Raw genomic sequence first — 15603 nt, 5'->3', positions numbered from 1 at the left:
CCTTTATATCTAAAATACTTCAGGGATCGTCCCGACGCAATTAGGTATTTGCGCTAGGAGCATGGAACGTGCCAGGCACCGGCGTGGTGCGCCAAGGCTCAGAGGAACAGTTCCAGGTTGCCCAGCATGGCGTCGCAGTTCACCAGGTCCACGCGTTTGAGGCGCATGCGCCAGGCGCCGTCCTGCTGCGCCTGCAGCTTGTGGTGCACGGTGGCAGCGAACTGGCGCTGCTCCAGGCGCCATTCGGTGTAGAGCAGGCTCGAACGCACGATCAGGCAGCCCTCGGCATCCAGCCCCCGCACGCTGACGTTGCCCACCAGGTGGGAGCAGCGCGCCGGGGGCTGCTGGGACCAGTTGCGCGGGTTGGCCAGGCGTCGTACCCGCGTGTGGCGAAGCATGTGGTCCTCCCAGCACAGCGAGATCTGGCCGAAAGGGTCGGCCTGGCCCTCGAAGCGCGGAATCCAGTAGCGCCCGTCCTCGGCCCACAGATCCAGCCAGGCATCGAGCTCGCGGTCGTCGAGCAGCGCCACCTCGTGGTACAGGAACTGCTCGACCGAGCGCAGCGCCTCGGACGAAAGCCTGGAGCCCGAGGCGGGGCGGAGCTCGACGTCGAAGCTTCGGTCAAGCAGCTTCATGGCGCAACTCCTGGTTGTCCGCGCGAAGGGTGTCCTCGGGATCCAGCATGAACTGCCGCCAGGCGGCGAATTGATTGCGCATCGGCAGTTCGCTGGTGCCGTTGGTCGACACCATGCCGTCGGGCAGGGCGCGATCGCGCCCGTGGTAGCGGTGCATGCTGACCCATTCGCCGCCGCGCGTGGCGTTGCCCTGCTGGCAGCGGGCATACACCTCGACGTCGTCGGGCATCACGTTCGACGAGGGCGAGTTGATCAGGTTGGCGTAGGTCAGCGCGCGCTCGAACACGGCGTCCGGCGCGCCCTTGAGCCGGAACAGCTGGATCTCCACCAGCGTGCGGTCCACCGCCAGGGGGCGGATGACGCGGAACTGCTGGAACACGGTGTGCGGCGAGCCGCTGCCGTAGAGCACGGTGTTGTGCCGGTTCATGCCGAGGATCTCGCGTGCGCGCGGTTCGCCGTGCACGGCGGCCAGGGCCTCGAAGTGGGCCTTCGAAACCGGGTCGCGCGTGGCCGCCGAGGGGTCGAAAATGCCTTCCATGTAGCCGTGGCCGAAGGGATAGGCGCGCAGTTCGAGCTTTTCCCAGAACTCGTAAGGCTCGCCGTTGCCGTCCATGATCAGCAGCTCGAAGGGGCGCTCGCCCAGCGCCTCGCATTCCTCGCGGGCGGCGTCCACCGAGGACTGGTGGGTGACCCGCGCGTGCATGGTGTCGTGCAGGTTCTCGTAGAACACCTTCCAGTTGGAGCGCTGCAGCACCCGGAACGTTCCCCCGGCGACCTCCACCTCGCCCTGCGGCGAGCGGTCGCAGAAATTGTCCAGCGAGCTGATCGCTCCGCCCAGGAACTCGCGCAACTCCGGGCCCGAGGCGGCCTGGCTGGCGAACACGAAGCCGCGGTAGGACTCTACCCGGGCCAGCGGGGTCATGGAGAACTCCGGGCTGGTGGCGCAGAAGGACGTGCCCTCCAGCCCCTGCTTGAGCGGCGCGGCGAGATGGCTGCCGTCGAGCCGGAAGGTCCAGGCGTGGTAGGGGCAGCGGAAGAACTTGCCCACGTTTCCGCAGCCGTCGGGCACGATCTTCGCGCCCTTGTGCGGGCAGCGGTTGTACACCACGTGCACGCGGCCGTCGGCGCCGCGCACCAGCACCACGTCCTGGTCGCCCAGGCGCGTGGTGGCGAAGTCGCCGGGCCGCGGCACCTGGCTTTCGTGGCCCACGTAGATCCAGGCGCGGCCGTAGATGCGCCGCATCTCCAGTTGGAAGACGTCGGGATCGGTGTAGACCGACTTGTGCACGCTGTCCGGGCGCACCATGTCCTGCAGCGCGATGGGATCGAGGTTCATCTGCATCTCTCCTGTGGAATCAGGTCTCGTCGGCCTGTGGCTCCGGGCTCCACCATTGCGCGGGTGCTCGCCCCTGGTCGGGCCCGAGGGCGGAGAAGCCTCCGTCCACCGGCAGGTCGATTCCGGTGATGAAGCCGGCCGCGTCGGAGCCCAGGAACAACACGGCGCGGGCCACGTCGGCCAGGTCGCCCACGCGGCCCAGCGGATGCAGCCTCGCGCCCACGGCGTCGGCGCGGGCGCGGTCGCCGCCGGCCTGGCGCGCCAGCGCGGTGGACCAGGTCCAGCCGGGCGTGATGGCGTTGACCCGGATGCCCCGGGACGCCAGATCCACCGCCTGGCTGCGCGTGAGCTGCAGGATCGCCGCCTTGCAGGCGGGGTAGACCGCGCGTCCGCGCTGGCCGAACTTGCCGGCCACGCTGGACAGGTTCACCACCGCGGGCGTGGCGGAGGTCTCCAGCAGCTCCAGCGCCGACGCCAGCACCCGCGCGCCGCCCACCAGATTCACCCCCAGCGCGCGCATCCAGGTCTCGCGCGGCGAGGCGATGCCGGAGTCCAGGTAGACCACCGCGTTGTTCACCAGCAGGTCCAGGCGCCCGTGGGTGGCGGCGATGCGCCGCATGCAGCCGGCGATGCTGGCGTCGTCGGCCACGTCGGTGGCGTGGAACCAGGCGCTCGAGGCGCGGCGGGCGTTCAAGGTGTCGGCCAGCGCGTCGCCCGCGGCTTCGTCCACGTCGGCGATCCACACTGCGGCGCCGGCGGCGTGCAGCGCCTGGGCGATGGCGGCGCCCAGGCTGGTGGCGCCGCCGGTCACCAGGGTGACGGCGCCGGCATAGTCGAAGCGGGCGCGCCCGGCCGCCCCGGGGGCCGGAGCCGTGCCGGGCGACGGTGGCGGCGGCGATGGTTGCGACGGCGCCGGCGCCTCGTCGTCCGGGTCCCTAGTCATGTCCTTCGCCTGCCGCGGGCAGGCCCTCCAGTTGATCCATGCTGCACACCTCGGCCACCAGTTCCATGCTGCGCAGCGCGTAGTCGTGCAGCCCAGGGTCGGCGCTGGCGCAGGCGTCGGCTACCACGGCGACTTCATAGCCGGCGTCCGCCGCGGCAGCCACGCTGGTGGCCACCACCGAATGGGTGGACACGCCTCCCACCACCAGGCGCCGCACCTTCAGCGCGTCGAGCAGGTCGCGCAAGGGCGTGCCGTGAAAGGCGCCGACCCGTTGGTGGGTGATGGTGAATTCCCTCGGACCCTGCGCGCGCGGGGCCAGCGCCGGCAGGAATTCCGCGCCCCAGGTGCCGTCGACCGCGGCATCCAGGCGCACCACGTCGCGAAACACCTTGCAGTTGCGGATCACGTCCACGTGCCCGGGGCGGAAGGCGATGCGCACGAACACCAAGGGCAGTCCGTGCGCTCGCCCCCAGGCCAGCATGCGCGCGGCGCCGGCGATCACCGCGGCGCGGCGCGGATCCCCGGGCGCCAGGCCGACGCGGATGCGACCATCCTCGTGCAGCACCTCGTTCTGGTAGTGCAGCGCCAGCACGGCGGTGCCGCGGCGGGTCAGCAGGGCAAGGTTCATCGAGCGGCTCCGGTGGTTCGGCGCACGCCTCGCATCAGCGGGCGATCGCCAGCAGCACCACCAGCACCGCGGCCTCCACCGCCGCGAAGGCGCCGAACGCCGAGGCGAAGGAGTGGGTGGCCCCGATGATCAGGCCCATCAGCGCCGGCGCCACGAAGCTGGAGGCGATGCCGCCGAGTTCGGCGAAGCCGATGGCCGTGGGTGCCAGGGTCTCGCCGTAGGCCTCGCTCACCAGGCTGAAGATCGCCCCGCCGCTGAGCACGACGATGCCGCTGAAGGCCGCCAGCGCGAGCATCGCGCCCCAGGCCAGTTGCGTGCTCGCCGCGACGGTGAAGCCCAGGGCGGACAGCATGGCTAGCAGGGCGCCGATCTTGAGCAGGGCGGTGCGGGGCACGCGGTCGGCCAGCCAGCCGCCGACCAGCAGAACCGCCACCTGCGACAGACCCATCACCGAGCCCACCACCGCCGCGAGCGGAACCGGCATCTTCTGCACCTCGATGTACAGCGGAACCACCCAGGTGGATACGGCCGAGATGGCGAACAGGTCCCCGAAGATCGCCGCCGCGCCGACGTACACCCACTTGCTGCGCAGCACCGACCAGGTCGAGGCCTGCGCGGCGGCGTGCGCGGGCGCCAGGTCCCACTGGAAGTCCTTGTGGCCCAGGTCACGGGGGCCGCCCTTCAGCGTGGCGGCGCCGAGCAGCCCGCAGGCCACGGTGGCCGCGCCCAGCCAGCGGAAGAATTCCTGCCAGCCGTAGTGGGTGGACATGGGCACGCCGACCGCGAAGTCCAGGGTGATGGCCAGGCTGAAGGCGGCCAGCAGCGCGCCCATGGTCGCACCGTGGTGCTTCTTGGGATACCAGCCGACGATCAGCTTCATGGTGCCGACCCACACCGCGGCATCGAAAAAGCCGATGACGAAGCGCAGCGCGAGCAGGGTGCCGTAGTCGTGCGCCTGGCCCTGCAGCATCATGCCCAGGCCGGAGCCGACCAGGCCGATGGCGAACAGCGAGCGCGCCGACATGCGCCGCCCCAGCGGCGACCACAGCACCATGCCCACGGCATAGGTGATGGCGAAGGCCCCTTGCGCGAAGCCCGCCTGCGCCGGGCTCAGCGCGAGGGTCCTGGACACCAGCGGCATCACGGCCGCGAAACCGTACCAGTCGCCCGCGAGGAACACCTCGCCGAGCACGGCCATCAGCAGGGCGAAGGATTGCCAGGTGCGCACCCGGGGCGGGACGAGGACGCTCGGATCGATGGTGTTCATGCGCGGACCTCTGGGAGGATGATGCTGCGCGAAGGGGAATCGGCGCCGCGGCCGACCGGATGGCCCGACCGACTCTGCGGACCGGGTTGGCGGCCATTCTTGGAGCGCTGCGCGGGGATTTCTATCCAGCTTCGGCCCGCGGGCCCGGCTGCTTGTCCAGTTCCGGCAAGGCTCAGGGAGGACCCCGATCCGGCGTGTCGGCCGTGCCCCCGGCTATGCGCGAATCGGCTGGGCTCCTGCGCGAACTGGCTAGACCGGCCGCGCGCGCGCTGCCCACAATGCCTCGATACAACGACGAGCAAGGAGACGTGGCATGAGCGAGACGCAGCTGAGTACCGCGATCGAGGACCATGCCCTCGAGCGCGTCCCCGATCATGCGCGCCAGGGCTGGCTGGCGCTGTCGTGGAACACGGCCGGCATCGTCACCTCGTTGGTGCAGCTGTTCCTGGGGGCGCTGGTCTGCTTCGTCGCCGGCTACCGCATCGCGCTGGCCGCCGGAGTGTTCGTCACCGTGGTCGGCGCGCTGCTGGGCTGGGCCTGCGGCCATGTGGCGCACCGATCGGGACTGTCGAGCACGGTGATGTCGCGCCACTTCGGCTTCGGGCGTCAGGGCTCGATCATCTCCTCGCTGATCTTCGCCTTCATGATCATCGGCTTCCTGGCGCTGGAGAACGCCCTGCTGTACAAGGGCTTCCTGTTCTATTTCCACCTGTCCGACACCTTGACCAGCCGTATCGTCATCTACGGCCTGCTGTCGCTGGCCTGGGTGCTGCTGACGGCCTACGGCTTCGCGCTGGTTGCGCGCGTGTCCTCCATCACCCTGGTGGCCTTTCTCGCGGTGCTGGCCTACATCACCTACGTCGTGGTGTCCGCGGCCGCGCATCCGGGCGCGGAGCTGCTCGGTTTCGGCTCGCAGTTCCCGCCGCAGGCGCTGCAGGCCATGGGCGCGACCACGCCGATGGGCAAGTTCGTGTTCTGCGTCAACGTGCTCATCGGCTCGGCCGGCGCGCTGGCGCTGGTGGACGCCGATCTCGGGCGCTACGCACGCAGCTCGCGGGACATCGGCGTGGCCGCGCTGATCGGCAACGTGATGATGGACATCGTCATGCTTTCGCTGGGCGGGATCATCATGTACGCGGGCATCCCGGCGTTGATCGATTTCTACATGCACACCGACGGCATGACCCGCCAGGCCGCGGCGCAGGCCGCGCTGCACAGCCCCGACAGCATCACCGCCGCCTTCATCGTGTTCGGCGGAGCCCTGGGCGCGCTGCTCATGGTGCTGGCCCAGAGCAAGGCGCAGGTGCTCAACACCTACAGCGCTTCGCTGTCCCTGTCCAACCTGTTCGACGCCTTCGGCTGGCGTCCCGGGCGGCTGAGTTTCGTCATCCTCGGCAACGTGATCGGACTGCTGATGCTGTACGGGCGCATCCTGGCGCTGGTGAATTCCTGGATCACCATGCTCGGCGTGCTGACCACGGCTTTCGCCGGTGTGATCGTGGTGGATTATTTCCTCGTGCGCCGCCTGGTCGGAGCCGGCCGGGCCGATGCTTTCGAGCGCGTCGAGAGCGTGAATTGGGCCGGCGTGTGCACGGTGGTCGCCTCGGTGCTGCTGTCGCACTACGTGCTTAACCGCTACGTGCCGGTCGAGTTCTTCTCCACCCTCGTGCTGTGCCTGCTGCTGTACCCGGCGCTGCGCCTGACCGTGTTCCGCCCGGTCGCGGTGCTCGGCGGCGCGCGCGGCCTGTCCTGACGGGACGCTGGATCATCCACCGGAGAACCTTCCATGGCCGAGACCCTGCCCGGACTCATGCACGTCGACCACGTGGCCCTGACCCTGCCCGATCTCGAGCACGGCGTGGCTTTCTACCGCGACGTGCTGGGCGCCGTGGAACTGTACCGGCTCGGGCCCTTCGACGCGCGCGAGCTTCCGCGCATGCCCGACGGGCGCGACTGGACCCTGGCCCATCTCAACGTGGCCGGGGCGCGGCTGACCCTGGTGATGATGGCGCTGGGCACCAACCTCATGCTGGAGCTTTTCCGCTACGAGCTGCCGGCCGACGCCGCCACGCAGCCGCGGCGCAATTGCGACCTCGGCGCCAGCCACATCGCGCTGAAGGTGCGCGACCTGGACGCCGCGCTGAACTTCCTGCGCGCGCGCGGCGTGGCCGTTATGGACGGGCCCATCGTCATCGACGACGGGCCTTGCGCCGGGCTGCGCGTGAACTACTTCCTCGATCCCTTCGGCAACCAGTGGGAACTGGTCGAGTACGGGCATCTGCCCTTCATGGACGGCACCGACGTCGCCCTGTACGGACGTGCCTGAGACGGCGCCGGGGCCGGCTCAGGCGGCCGCCAGGGCCATCGCGCCGGCGGCGGTTTTGGAGATGGGGATGTGGTAGTTCCGGTGCACCAGGCGGGCCCCGTCGCCCAGTCGGGCTGTTCCACCAGGCTGCCCATGAAGCGCTGGTCGAAGTCCTTGTTGATGAATCCGGCGCGTCGGCCGTCGAGCTGGTGCGACAGCCCGCCGCTGCCCAGCACCAGCACGCGCTTGTCGCTGTCCCAGGCGCGGATGGCCTCGCCCAGGGCCTGCCCCAGCGCCCATACGCGCCGCGCACTCGGCAGGGGAAACTGCACCGTATTGATGCACAGCGGCACCGCGGGCGGAGCGCCGCCGTCGGGCCAGAGCAGTTTCATCGGCAGCGTGAAGGCATGGTCCACCAGCATTTCCTGGAAGGTGGTGAGGTCGAAGTCGGCGCCGATCAGGCGCTCGATCAGATGCCAGGAAAGATCCTGCTCCCCGCCGCGAGCAGGCGCGCCTGGAAGGCCTCCTTGCTCATGCCCGTCTGCTGGGCCCCGATGTCCTGCACGTCCAGCCCGAAGATGCCGGCGAGCTTGGCCAGGTAGTACACATTGCCCCCGGCCTCGATGAGCGCGAGCACGTCGCGCCGGCGCACCGCCTCGCGCTGCCGGGGGTCGAGTCCGAAGCGCGTGCAATAGGCGTCCTCGTCGGCCAGGAAGGCCGCGCGGTTGGCCGCGTCGTTGAAGGAAAAGCACATCTTGTTCAGCGCGTAGCCCTTGCGGGCCTGCGCGCCGTCGAACAGGGTCGTGCCCTCGATGGTCCGTGGTTTCTGCATGCTCGTTCTCCGGCTCGATCCCGTGTGGATCAGAAGGGCAGCCCGACGTAGTTCTCCGCCAGCGAGCGCATCGCCTCGCCCTCGGCCAGGTAGCGGCCCAGCCACTTGCGTGCTGTGGGCGGCGTGACGCCGTGCAAGCTCGCCGCGCGCCTTCAGGCAGCAGGTGGACGCGCGCCAGGCGCGCTGACGCACCGCCGCGCAGCGCCGACGCGGGGTCTCGGGCTCAGGCCGCAGCCTGCGCGCCTTCGAGCACGATGCGCTGCGCCATCCACTGCAGCAGCTCCTCCGTCGCGCGCTCCGCTCGCTGCGGGTCCACGGCGTCGCGGAACTCCTCGTACCAGCCGAGCACCCGGGCGTCCGCGACCGCCTGCGCGCGCAGGAAGCGTCCCAGCGCACAGTCCTCGGCGCCGGCGCCGGCGGAGCGGCGGGCACGCTGCGGGTCGCGCGCGCCCATCCACAGGCAGGCCAGCGCCCCGGGCCAGGTGCGCAACGGCGCCTCGGCGTCCTCGCCGCCCGCGCCGCGTTCGCGGCTCCAGGCCAGGAAGTCCTCCGCCGGCATCGGGCGCGACAGCGCGAAGCCCTGGCCCAGGCGCGCGCCCAGCTGGCGCGCCACCTCCACGAAACTGTCGTCCTGCAGGCCTTCGATCACCGTGTGGGGCGCGAATTCCTGGCCGATGCGCACCAGCGCGGCCAGCAGCCGGATGGTGCGCACCGGGTCCTTGGGCAGCTGGCGGATCAGCCCCTGGTCGATTTTCACCGTGTCCACCGGCAGCGAGGCCAGGCGGGTGATGCTGCTGTAGCCCGAGCCGAGGTCGTCGAGCACCAGGCGCACGCCGAGCCTGCCGATGGCGTGGATGGCCTCGTCGCTGCGCGACACGTCGAGGCCGTCGCTCTCCAGCACCTCCAGGCTCAGGTGGGTGGCGGCCACCCCCGCGCGGCGCAACGCCTCCTCGATCCACGCGGCGCACTGTTCGTGCAACAGGGTCTGCGGCGGCAGGTTCAGCGACAGCTCCACGTCCAGGCCCGCTTCGCGCCAGGCGTGCAGGTGCTCGAGGGTCTGGGCCATGCCCTGGCGGAACAGTGCGTGCAGTTCCTGCTCGCCGAAGGCGGCGAGGAACTCGCCCGGGTTGTACACGCTGCCGTCGGCGCCGCGCAGCCTGGCCAGGGCCTCCACCTTGGTGACGGCGCCGCTGTGCAGGTCGACGATGGGCTGCACCCACATGCGCAGGCCGTCGCCGTACAGCAGTTCGCGGAAGTGGCGCACCATCTCGGGGTCCACCGGCTGGTGGTTGCGCGCGGTGGCCGCGAACTGCGCGTCGATGCGCGCGCGCAGCAGCCCCAGCCAGGAGCGCGCCCAGCTGGACGAGAACTGGTGCGGAAAGGCACCGAACAGCATCAGCACGCTGTCGGTGTTGTCGCCGTGGGCGATGGGCACGGTGGCGGCGCTGCGCCAGCCGAACTCGCGCGCCAGGCCATGCCAGGGCAGCAGCCGCTGGTCGAGCAGATAGGCGTCGACTACCTGGAAGTCGCGCATGAACCAGGCCTTGGCCAGCGGGCCGCGCTCCAGGCCCGGCCGGGGGTTGAGGTTCGGATACAGCGACTTCTCGCGCAGGGCCGAGACCAGGCGCTGGCTGTGCGCTCCCGCGGCCGCCTCCTCGCGCAACACCCCGTGCTCGTCCGGCCGGAACACCACCGCGCCGAGCACGCCGGGCAGTTCGGCCAGTGCCTTCAGGGTTTCGGGCAGCACGTCCACCCAGCGCGTGCGCTCGCGCAGCGGCGGGTGCAACTGCGCGAAATAGCGCGAGGTGGTCTGGTCGATGGCCGACAGCTGGATCTGCACGTCCAGGCGCAGCCGCGAGGTGGCCACGCGCAGCACGCGGTAACGCTGGCGCGAGGAGATCAGCGCGTTTTCCAGTTGGGTGCGCAGCAGGTCCTCGTACAGCGCGAAGGCCTCCTCCATGCGCGCACCCGACACCCCGATCAGCGCATGCACCTGGCCCAGCTGCGCCGCCTTGGCTTCCAGCATCGCGCGCGTGGTGCCCGGGCCGAGCAGCAGCAGCAGGTGCTCGCCCTGGCTGCGCTTGAGGCGCTCGAGCTCCTCGGCGGACAGGCAGCGCAGGATGGCGGCCAGTTCCTCGTCGCGCGCCAGGGTGTCGTAGAAGGTGTTGCCGAAATCCGCCGCCGCCGTGCGCAGCAGTCGCTCGTCCAGCGCGGTCAGCAGGGTGCGCGATTCCGCGCCGAAGGCGTCGACCGGCGCCTCGCGGGAGAAATCGGGATCGCGTTCGACCTCCGCGGTGCCCACGCGCCACCAGCAGCTGCGGTCGTGCTTGTGGGTCTTGCAGGCGTACATCGCGGCGTCGGCCATGCGCAGCAGCCCGTCGGGCTCGCGGGCGTCGCGCGGGCACAGGGCCAGGCCCATGGTCATGCCCACCTGGGCGCTGCGCCCCTCGCCGAGGTCGAAGGGCGCCTCCACCGCCGCGTGCAGGCGCTCCAGCGCGGCTGCCAGGTCCTGCAGCGCGTGCAGGGGGTCGAGGTCCTCGGAGACGATGACGAACTCGTCGCCCCCCAGGCGCGCCAGGAAGTCGCCGCCGCGCAGGCGCAGGCGCAGCGCGCGTGCGAGCTTTTGCAGCAGCACGTCGCCCACCGCGTGGCCGTAGCGGTCGTTGACCGGCTTGAAGTTGTCCAGGTCCAGCATGCCCACGGCCAGCAGGCTTCCCCGCCGCTCGGCCCGCGCGATGGCGCCGGGCAGGAACTCGTCCAGCGCCAGCCGGTTGGGCAGGCCGGTGAGCGCATCGGTGCGGGCGCGCCGGCTTTCGGTGTCCTGCAGCAGTTGCAGCGTGTTCTTGCGGTCGAGTTCGTCCAGGCCGTGCCCCAGCAAGGCGGCCACCTGTTCGCAGGCGCCGCGGGTGGTGGCGTCGAAGATGCCGGGCGTGCGCGCCGTCAGCGTGAGCACGCCCCACAGCTGTCCGCCGCGCCGCACGGGCAGCGCCAGCAGTGCGGCCCAGGCCTGCGCCGGCTCGCCCGGTGCCTGCTCCTGGGTCACGCTGGCCTGGGCGTGCCAGGCGCGCGCCGCGGCCGCCTGCGGGTCGTCGAGGCGGGGGCGCTGGGTGTCGATCCAGGCGATGTCCCGCGCCTGCTCGCCGGCCTTGGCCAGCACCGCCATGTGCTCGTGCTCGTCCGGGCGCACCAGCCAGGCGGCGCTGAACTCGGTGCCGTCGACCAGGCTCTGGCACAGGCGCGCGATCATGCCGGCCTCGGTGGCCCCCTGCAGCAGGGAGTCGCTGGCGGCCGCCAGTGCGCGGTACACGCCCTGGGTCTGGCGCAGTTCGCGGGCCTGCTGGTGGCGTTCGCTGACGTCGATCTGGGTCCACAGGATGCGCTGCGCGCCGTCGCCCAGGTCCAGGCGCACGCCGCTGAGGTCGGTGATCACCGTGTGCCCGTCCACGTGGCGATGGCGCACGCCCTGCAGCGAGCCGCGCCCGGAGTGCAGGATCTCGCGCGCCATCCGTGCGACCCGTTCGGCCTCGGCGGCGTCGGCGTAGAACTCGGCCGCGGGGCGTGCCTGCAACTGCGCCAGGTCGGCGGTGCCCAGCATCTGCAGCAGGCGCGCGTTGGCGTGCTCCACCAAGCGCTCGGGGTAGCGCACCACGTTCACGCCCACGGTCATGTTCGACAGCAGCGCCACGTTGACGCGCGATTGCTCGCGCTCGCGGCGCACCGCGTCCAGCCGGTCCAGGCCGATGGAGATGTCCGCGGCGATCTGCTCTGCGACCTTTTGCAGCAAGGGGTCGAAGCCGCCGGGCACGTTGAGGTACAGGTTGAAATTCGCCCAGGGGCGGCCGCCGCGCAGCAGCGGCACGCTGGAGTTTCCGTACAGGCCGAAGGCCTGCATGCGCTGGGCCCACGGCGCCTGCGCCGGGTCGCCGCGCGCGTCCTGCACGTAGGTCGGATGCCCGGTGCGCCAGGAGCGCGCCGCCGGGCCCCGTCCGTAGGGGCTCGCGGTGTCCACGTCGATGCGGATGCCGTCCAGGTAGGCCTGCGCGGGCCCGGCCTTGGCGAGCACGCGAAAGCGCCCGGCGTCGTCGGGACGACCGATCCAGGCCAGGCTCACGCCCTGCAGCCCGATCATGAGTTCGCAGAATTTCTGCAGGAGCTCGACGTCGTCGTGCGCCCGCTCGATGACCTGGCCGATGGTCGACAGGATGCCCGCCAGCTCGGAGAAGCGCCGCAGCTGGCCGCGGAACTGGTCCTGCTGCTCGTCCAGGTGGCGCGCCTGTTCGCGGGTCAGCGCGTCGAGCTGCGAGGTCTGCGCCTGCAGGCGCTGCAGCGTGGCGCGATGCGCATGTTGCAGCGAGGAGGCGAATAGCACGGCGCCGCCGACCGCGAGCAGGAAGAACTCCAGGCCCACGATGGTCTGCGCCGACGAGGCCGCTTCCACGATGGGAACCCCCAGCGCGGCCGAGCCGGTGAGCAGGCAGAAGCTGAAGGCCAGCAGGCCGGCGGTGACCAGCGCGTCCAGCGCGAACACCGAGCCGATCAGGGGAAACAGCAACAGGCCGAGCAGGCCCGTGCGCTGGGCGTTGGCCAGCAACGTGCCGCCGGCCGCCAGCGCCCAGATGAGCAGCACCAGCGCGAACAGGCCTGCGATGCGCAGCGCGCGCCGGGCCGACAGCGGGGGGCGGGGCGCGGCGCGGCTGCGCAGGCCCAGTTGCAGCAGGGGCGTGAGCATGACCACGGCGCTGGCGTCGGCGATGGCCCAGTCGACGATGGTGTCCACCGCGGGGCCCTGCAGGCTGCCCAGCCAGGCCATGGCCCCCACCCCGATCAAGGCGGCCGCCAGGGATTGCAGCAGCCCCATGGACAGCAGGAAGGCCAGCACCGAGCGCGGGCTCTCCCACCACGCCTGGGCGGAGCCGCCCAGGCGGCGCAGCACCGCGCGCCCCAGCAGGGGCGCCAGCGCGTTGCCCGCCGAGGCCAGCAGCGCCGGCCCCAGGCCCAGGCGCGAGGCCAGCGCGTTGGCCATCAGCGAGGCCAGGAATACGCCGGGCATCGCCGCCGCACCCCAGCGCAGGGCGGCGAAAGCGGCCAGCGCCGCAGGCGGCCACAGCGGCGAGGCGCCCGGGAACCATGCCGCCGGCAAGGCGGCCAGGGCCAGGTAGGCCAAGGCCACGGCAACGTTGAGAAGCACGCGCGCGGCCAGCCCCCGCGCGCCTGGGTCGGCAGGCCGTGCGGGGTCCATCGGGGGGGCTGCCATGGTGTTCGGTGGGTACGCGGATGCTTAGATCATCCTAGCGTGCCGAGGCCCGGGCACTTCGCCAAAAAGTACCGGGTTTTGCCGAATGGATGACGGTTGCGTCTTTGGATTTCTGGAGAGGTGTTCGAGTCGGGCCTGGCACAGCTCGGGATTCATTCGAAGGCCGGTTGCTGCGGCCGGACCACCGGCAGCCCCGCCGCGGCCCAGGCGTCGAAGCCGCCGGCGATGGAGCGCACGTGGGTGTAGCCCATGTCGTGCATCACCGCGGCGGCCAGCGCGGCGCGTCCGCTGGTCTTGCAGTACACGACCACGTTCAGGTCGCGCGCATTCAGCTCCGGAGTGCTGCTGAGCTTGAATTCGAGCAGGCCGCGCGGCGCCAGCACGGCGCCGGGCAGATGCCCGGCCGCGAATTCGTCGGCCTCGCGCACGTCGAGCAGCACGTCGGCCTCGCGCACGGCCTGCGCGGCCTGATCCAGGGAAATTTCGGTGATGCGCGCCTTGGCTGCGCTGACCAGGTCGTGGGCGGTTTTCATGGGGGCTCCGTGGGGCAGGGGATCGGCGGCGCGCACGCTTGTGGCGCGGAACTCGGACTATACGGCGTGGTGTATCGGCGAGGGCCGCGCCCGCTTGTTCACCGGCCCGGGCCGGCTCAGGCCCGGAGCTGCCCGGCGCCTTCCGAAAGGGATTGCCAGATCGCCTTGACTTTCTCCTTGGTGTTTCTCCGGCATTCACAATAAATGCGAATCTCCATTTGCATCGAATATTCGCGTCCGGCGCAGGCCAGGAGTTTCTGTCCGATTTCCCGGCGCACCGCATTTTCCGGCAGAAAGGCCAATCCATGTCCTTCCAGCAGCATGGCCTTGAGCCCTTCGGCCATATCCGTCTCGCAGCGTATTTCCAGCAGGGGTTTCGACGCCATGCCCGCGAGAATGAAATCCACCATGCGTCGCAGGTAGGCGTTCGGCGCGTAGGACAGGAAGGGGATGGGCTGGCCGGGCGTGCCGGGAAGCTCGTAGGCCGCACGTCCCTGCTCGTCGCAGCGGGCATAGGGGTAGATCGACTCCACGCCGATGGGCAGCATGTCGAAGCGCGTGGGGTCGAGCTGCACCGGCTGGCTGGCGTGGTGGTAGACCATGGCCAGGTCGCAGCCCCCGTCGACCAGGGTCATCGCGGCATCGTGCACGTTCAGCGCGGTGACCTTGGTGCTCAAGCGCCCCACTCCCTGCTCCAGTTGCTTCACCCAGCTGGGAAAGAAGCCCAGCGACAGCGTGTGGGGCATGGCGATGCTCACCGCTTCCGCGTCCATGTGTTCGCGGCCGCGCAGCAGGGTGCGGGTCTCCGACAGATGCGCCAGCATCGACAGCGCCTCCGCGCGGAACACGTCGCCGGCGGGCGTCAGGCGCGTGGGATAGGTGGTGCGGTCGACCAGCGCCGAGCCCAGCCAGGCCTCCAGCGCCTGGATGCGCCGCGAGAAGGCCGGCTGCGTGACGTTGCGCAGCTCCGCCGCGCGCGAGAAGGAGCGCGTCTCGGCCAGCGTGATGAAGTCCTCGAGCCACTTGGTGTCCATGGTGCTCCCGTCGCGTGAGGCGCGGCGGACCGCGCGCAGGCATGCGCGAGCATTCTAGGAGCCGGGGTCGCGCCGAATCCATGCAAAACTTGCATAACGTTATCAAAAAACGGCATTTGCCCGGTTTGTTTCGCTCCCCTAGGATCTGCGGCGGTCGAATGCACGGCGGCGCGAGGGCGCCTTGTGCAAATGAATCAGGGGCCGTGGATTCCACGAGAATTCCGCCGGCCCGAAAGCGTGAAGGATACGTTATCGTGAATATGCGTGAAACCTTGAAACAACATGAATCGGCGCCTGCGAGTTCCCAGGCGCTTTCCTTTGCGCCGAGCCAGGAAGGCCCGTGGCAGACCTATCTGTCGCAGGTGGACCGTGTGGTTCCGTACCTGGGCCCGCTGGCGCGCTGGGCGGAGACGCTGCGGCGGCCCAAGCGTGCGCTGATCGTGGACGTACCGATCGAGATGGACGACGGCTCGGTGCGGCACTTCGAGGGTTTCCGGGTGCAGCACAACCTGTCGCGGGGTCCGGGCAAGGGGGGCGTGCGCTACCACCCGGACGTGACGCTGGAAGAGGTGATGGCGCTCTCAGCGTGGATGACGGTGAAGAACGCGGCGGTGGGGCTGCCCTACGGGGGAGCCAAGGGCGGGATCCGGGTGGACCCGGGGCAGCTGTCGAGGAAGGAGCTGGAGCGCATGACGCGGCGCTACACCAGCGAGATCGGGATCATCATCGGGCCGCAGCAGGACATACCGGCGCCGGACGTGAACACCAACCCGCAGATCATGGCGTGGATGATGGACACGTACTCGATGAACATCGGGGGCACGGCAACCGGAGTG

General features: G+C 70.5%; 12 protein-coding genes and 1 pseudogene. 3 read left to right on the top strand and 10 right to left on the bottom strand.

The window, feature by feature from the left end; all coding sequences use genetic code 11:
* Nucleotides 1-98 precede the first annotated feature (98 nt).
* From D466_RS0108720 to D466_RS0108700, 5 genes are read right to left on the bottom strand one after another with little or no spacing between them, the layout of a single operon-like run.
* The gene (locus tag D466_RS0108720) at nucleotides 99-635 is read right to left on the bottom strand and encodes an aromatic-ring-hydroxylating dioxygenase subunit beta (RefSeq protein ID WP_018913329.1); all 537 of its coding nucleotides are present in this window, start codon (nucleotides 633-635) and stop codon (nucleotides 99-101) included.
* A complete protein-coding gene (locus tag D466_RS0108715) occupies nucleotides 622-1977 on the bottom strand; it encodes a Rieske 2Fe-2S domain-containing protein (RefSeq protein WP_018913328.1) in 1356 nt (451 codons plus the stop codon). The genes D466_RS0108720 and D466_RS0108715 overlap by 14 nt, the downstream gene beginning before the upstream one ends.
* A 13-nt stretch (nucleotides 1978-1990) precedes the next feature.
* Nucleotides 1991-2914, bottom strand: coding sequence for an SDR family oxidoreductase (locus D466_RS0108710; RefSeq protein WP_081629895.1), 924 nt, complete (start codon nucleotides 2912-2914; stop codon nucleotides 1991-1993).
* Complete coding sequence (locus D466_RS0108705) at nucleotides 2907-3542, bottom strand: cysteine hydrolase family protein (RefSeq protein WP_018913326.1); 636 nt, start codon at nucleotides 3540-3542, stop codon at nucleotides 2907-2909. The genes D466_RS0108710 and D466_RS0108705 overlap by 8 nt, the downstream gene beginning before the upstream one ends.
* A 34-nt stretch (nucleotides 3543-3576) precedes the next feature.
* Nucleotides 3577-4809 (bottom strand): nitrate/nitrite transporter, encoded by a 1233-nt coding sequence (locus tag D466_RS0108700; RefSeq protein WP_018913325.1) that lies wholly within the window; start codon nucleotides 4807-4809, stop codon nucleotides 3577-3579.
* 313 nt (nucleotides 4810-5122) lie between these two features.
* On the opposite strand from D466_RS0108700, the gene D466_RS0108695 reads away from it, so the two are divergent.
* Together D466_RS0108695 and D466_RS0108690 are read left to right on the top strand one after the other, a co-directional pair.
* Complete coding sequence (locus D466_RS0108695) at nucleotides 5123-6562, top strand: cytosine permease (protein ID WP_018913324.1); 1440 nt, start codon at nucleotides 5123-5125, stop codon at nucleotides 6560-6562.
* A gap of 33 nt (nucleotides 6563-6595) precedes the next feature.
* A complete protein-coding gene (locus D466_RS0108690) occupies nucleotides 6596-7135 on the top strand; it encodes a VOC family protein (protein ID WP_018913323.1) in 540 nt (179 codons plus the stop codon).
* Nucleotides 7136-7153: 18 nt separating this feature from the next.
* On the opposite strand, the pseudogene D466_RS23280 reads toward D466_RS0108690, so the two are convergent.
* The 5 genes and pseudogenes from D466_RS23280 to D466_RS0108665 form a co-directional block, all read right to left on the bottom strand.
* Nucleotides 7154-7647, bottom strand: a pseudogene (locus D466_RS23280) (protocatechuate 3,4-dioxygenase); the annotation flags it as partial.
* Entirely contained in the window at nucleotides 7584-7946 is a 363-nt protein-coding gene (locus tag D466_RS0108685) for a protocatechuate 4,5-dioxygenase subunit alpha (protein WP_018913322.1), read from the bottom strand. The pseudogene D466_RS23280 and the gene D466_RS0108685, both read right to left, overlap by 64 nt.
* 223 nt (nucleotides 7947-8169) lie before the next feature.
* On the bottom strand, nucleotides 8170-13200 hold the full coding sequence (locus tag D466_RS22755) for an EAL domain-containing protein (protein WP_081629894.1): 5031 nt from the start codon (nucleotides 13198-13200) through the stop codon (nucleotides 8170-8172).
* Between the two features lie 152 nt (nucleotides 13201-13352).
* Nucleotides 13353-13733 (bottom strand): rhodanese-like domain-containing protein, encoded by a 381-nt coding sequence (locus tag D466_RS0108670; RefSeq protein WP_018913320.1) that lies wholly within the window; start codon nucleotides 13731-13733, stop codon nucleotides 13353-13355.
* A gap of 116 nt (nucleotides 13734-13849) precedes the next feature.
* Nucleotides 13850-14767, bottom strand: a complete 918-nt coding sequence (locus tag D466_RS0108665; protein WP_018913319.1) for a LysR family transcriptional regulator — start codon at nucleotides 14765-14767, stop codon at nucleotides 13850-13852.
* A gap of 260 nt (nucleotides 14768-15027) precedes the next feature.
* Here D466_RS0108665 and D466_RS21185 point away from each other — a divergent pair.
* On the top strand, nucleotides 15028-15603 hold a 576-nt coding region (locus D466_RS21185; protein WP_018913318.1), incomplete at its 3' end, for a Glu/Leu/Phe/Val dehydrogenase.

The sequence above is a fragment of the Thiomonas sp. FB-6 genome, from assembly GCF_000377645.1.
GTDB lineage: Bacteria > Pseudomonadota > Gammaproteobacteria > Burkholderiales > Burkholderiaceae_C > Thiomonas_A.
This window is presented reverse-complemented; position numbering and strand designations above follow the sequence as displayed.

Excerpts from the sequence above, each read along its gene's own strand:
- D466_RS0108720 (WP_018913329.1), bottom strand. The coding sequence starts at position 635 with ATGAAGCTGCTTGACCGAAGCTTCGACGTCGAGCTCCGCCCCGCCTCG.
- D466_RS0108715 (WP_018913328.1), bottom strand. The coding sequence starts at position 1,977 with ATGCAGATGAACCTCGATCCCATCGCGCTGCAGGACATGGTGCGCCCG.
- D466_RS0108710 (WP_081629895.1), bottom strand. The coding sequence starts at position 2,914 with ATGACTAGGGACCCGGACGACGAGGCGCCGGCGCCGTCGCAACCATCG.
- D466_RS0108705 (WP_018913326.1), bottom strand. The coding sequence starts at position 3,542 with ATGAACCTTGCCCTGCTGACCCGCCGCGGCACCGCCGTGCTGGCGCTG.
- D466_RS0108700 (WP_018913325.1), bottom strand. The coding sequence starts at position 4,809 with ATGAACACCATCGATCCGAGCGTCCTCGTCCCGCCCCGGGTGCGCACC.
- D466_RS0108695 (WP_018913324.1), top strand. The coding sequence starts at position 5,123 with ATGAGCGAGACGCAGCTGAGTACCGCGATCGAGGACCATGCCCTCGAG.
- D466_RS0108690 (WP_018913323.1), top strand. The coding sequence starts at position 6,596 with ATGGCCGAGACCCTGCCCGGACTCATGCACGTCGACCACGTGGCCCTG.
- D466_RS0108685 (WP_018913322.1), bottom strand. The coding sequence starts at position 7,946 with ATGCAGAAACCACGGACCATCGAGGGCACGACCCTGTTCGACGGCGCG.
- D466_RS22755 (WP_081629894.1), bottom strand. The coding sequence starts at position 13,200 with ATGGCAGCCCCCCCGATGGACCCCGCACGGCCTGCCGACCCAGGCGCG.
- D466_RS0108670 (WP_018913320.1), bottom strand. The coding sequence starts at position 13,733 with ATGAAAACCGCCCACGACCTGGTCAGCGCAGCCAAGGCGCGCATCACC.
- D466_RS0108665 (WP_018913319.1), bottom strand. The coding sequence starts at position 14,767 with ATGGACACCAAGTGGCTCGAGGACTTCATCACGCTGGCCGAGACGCGC.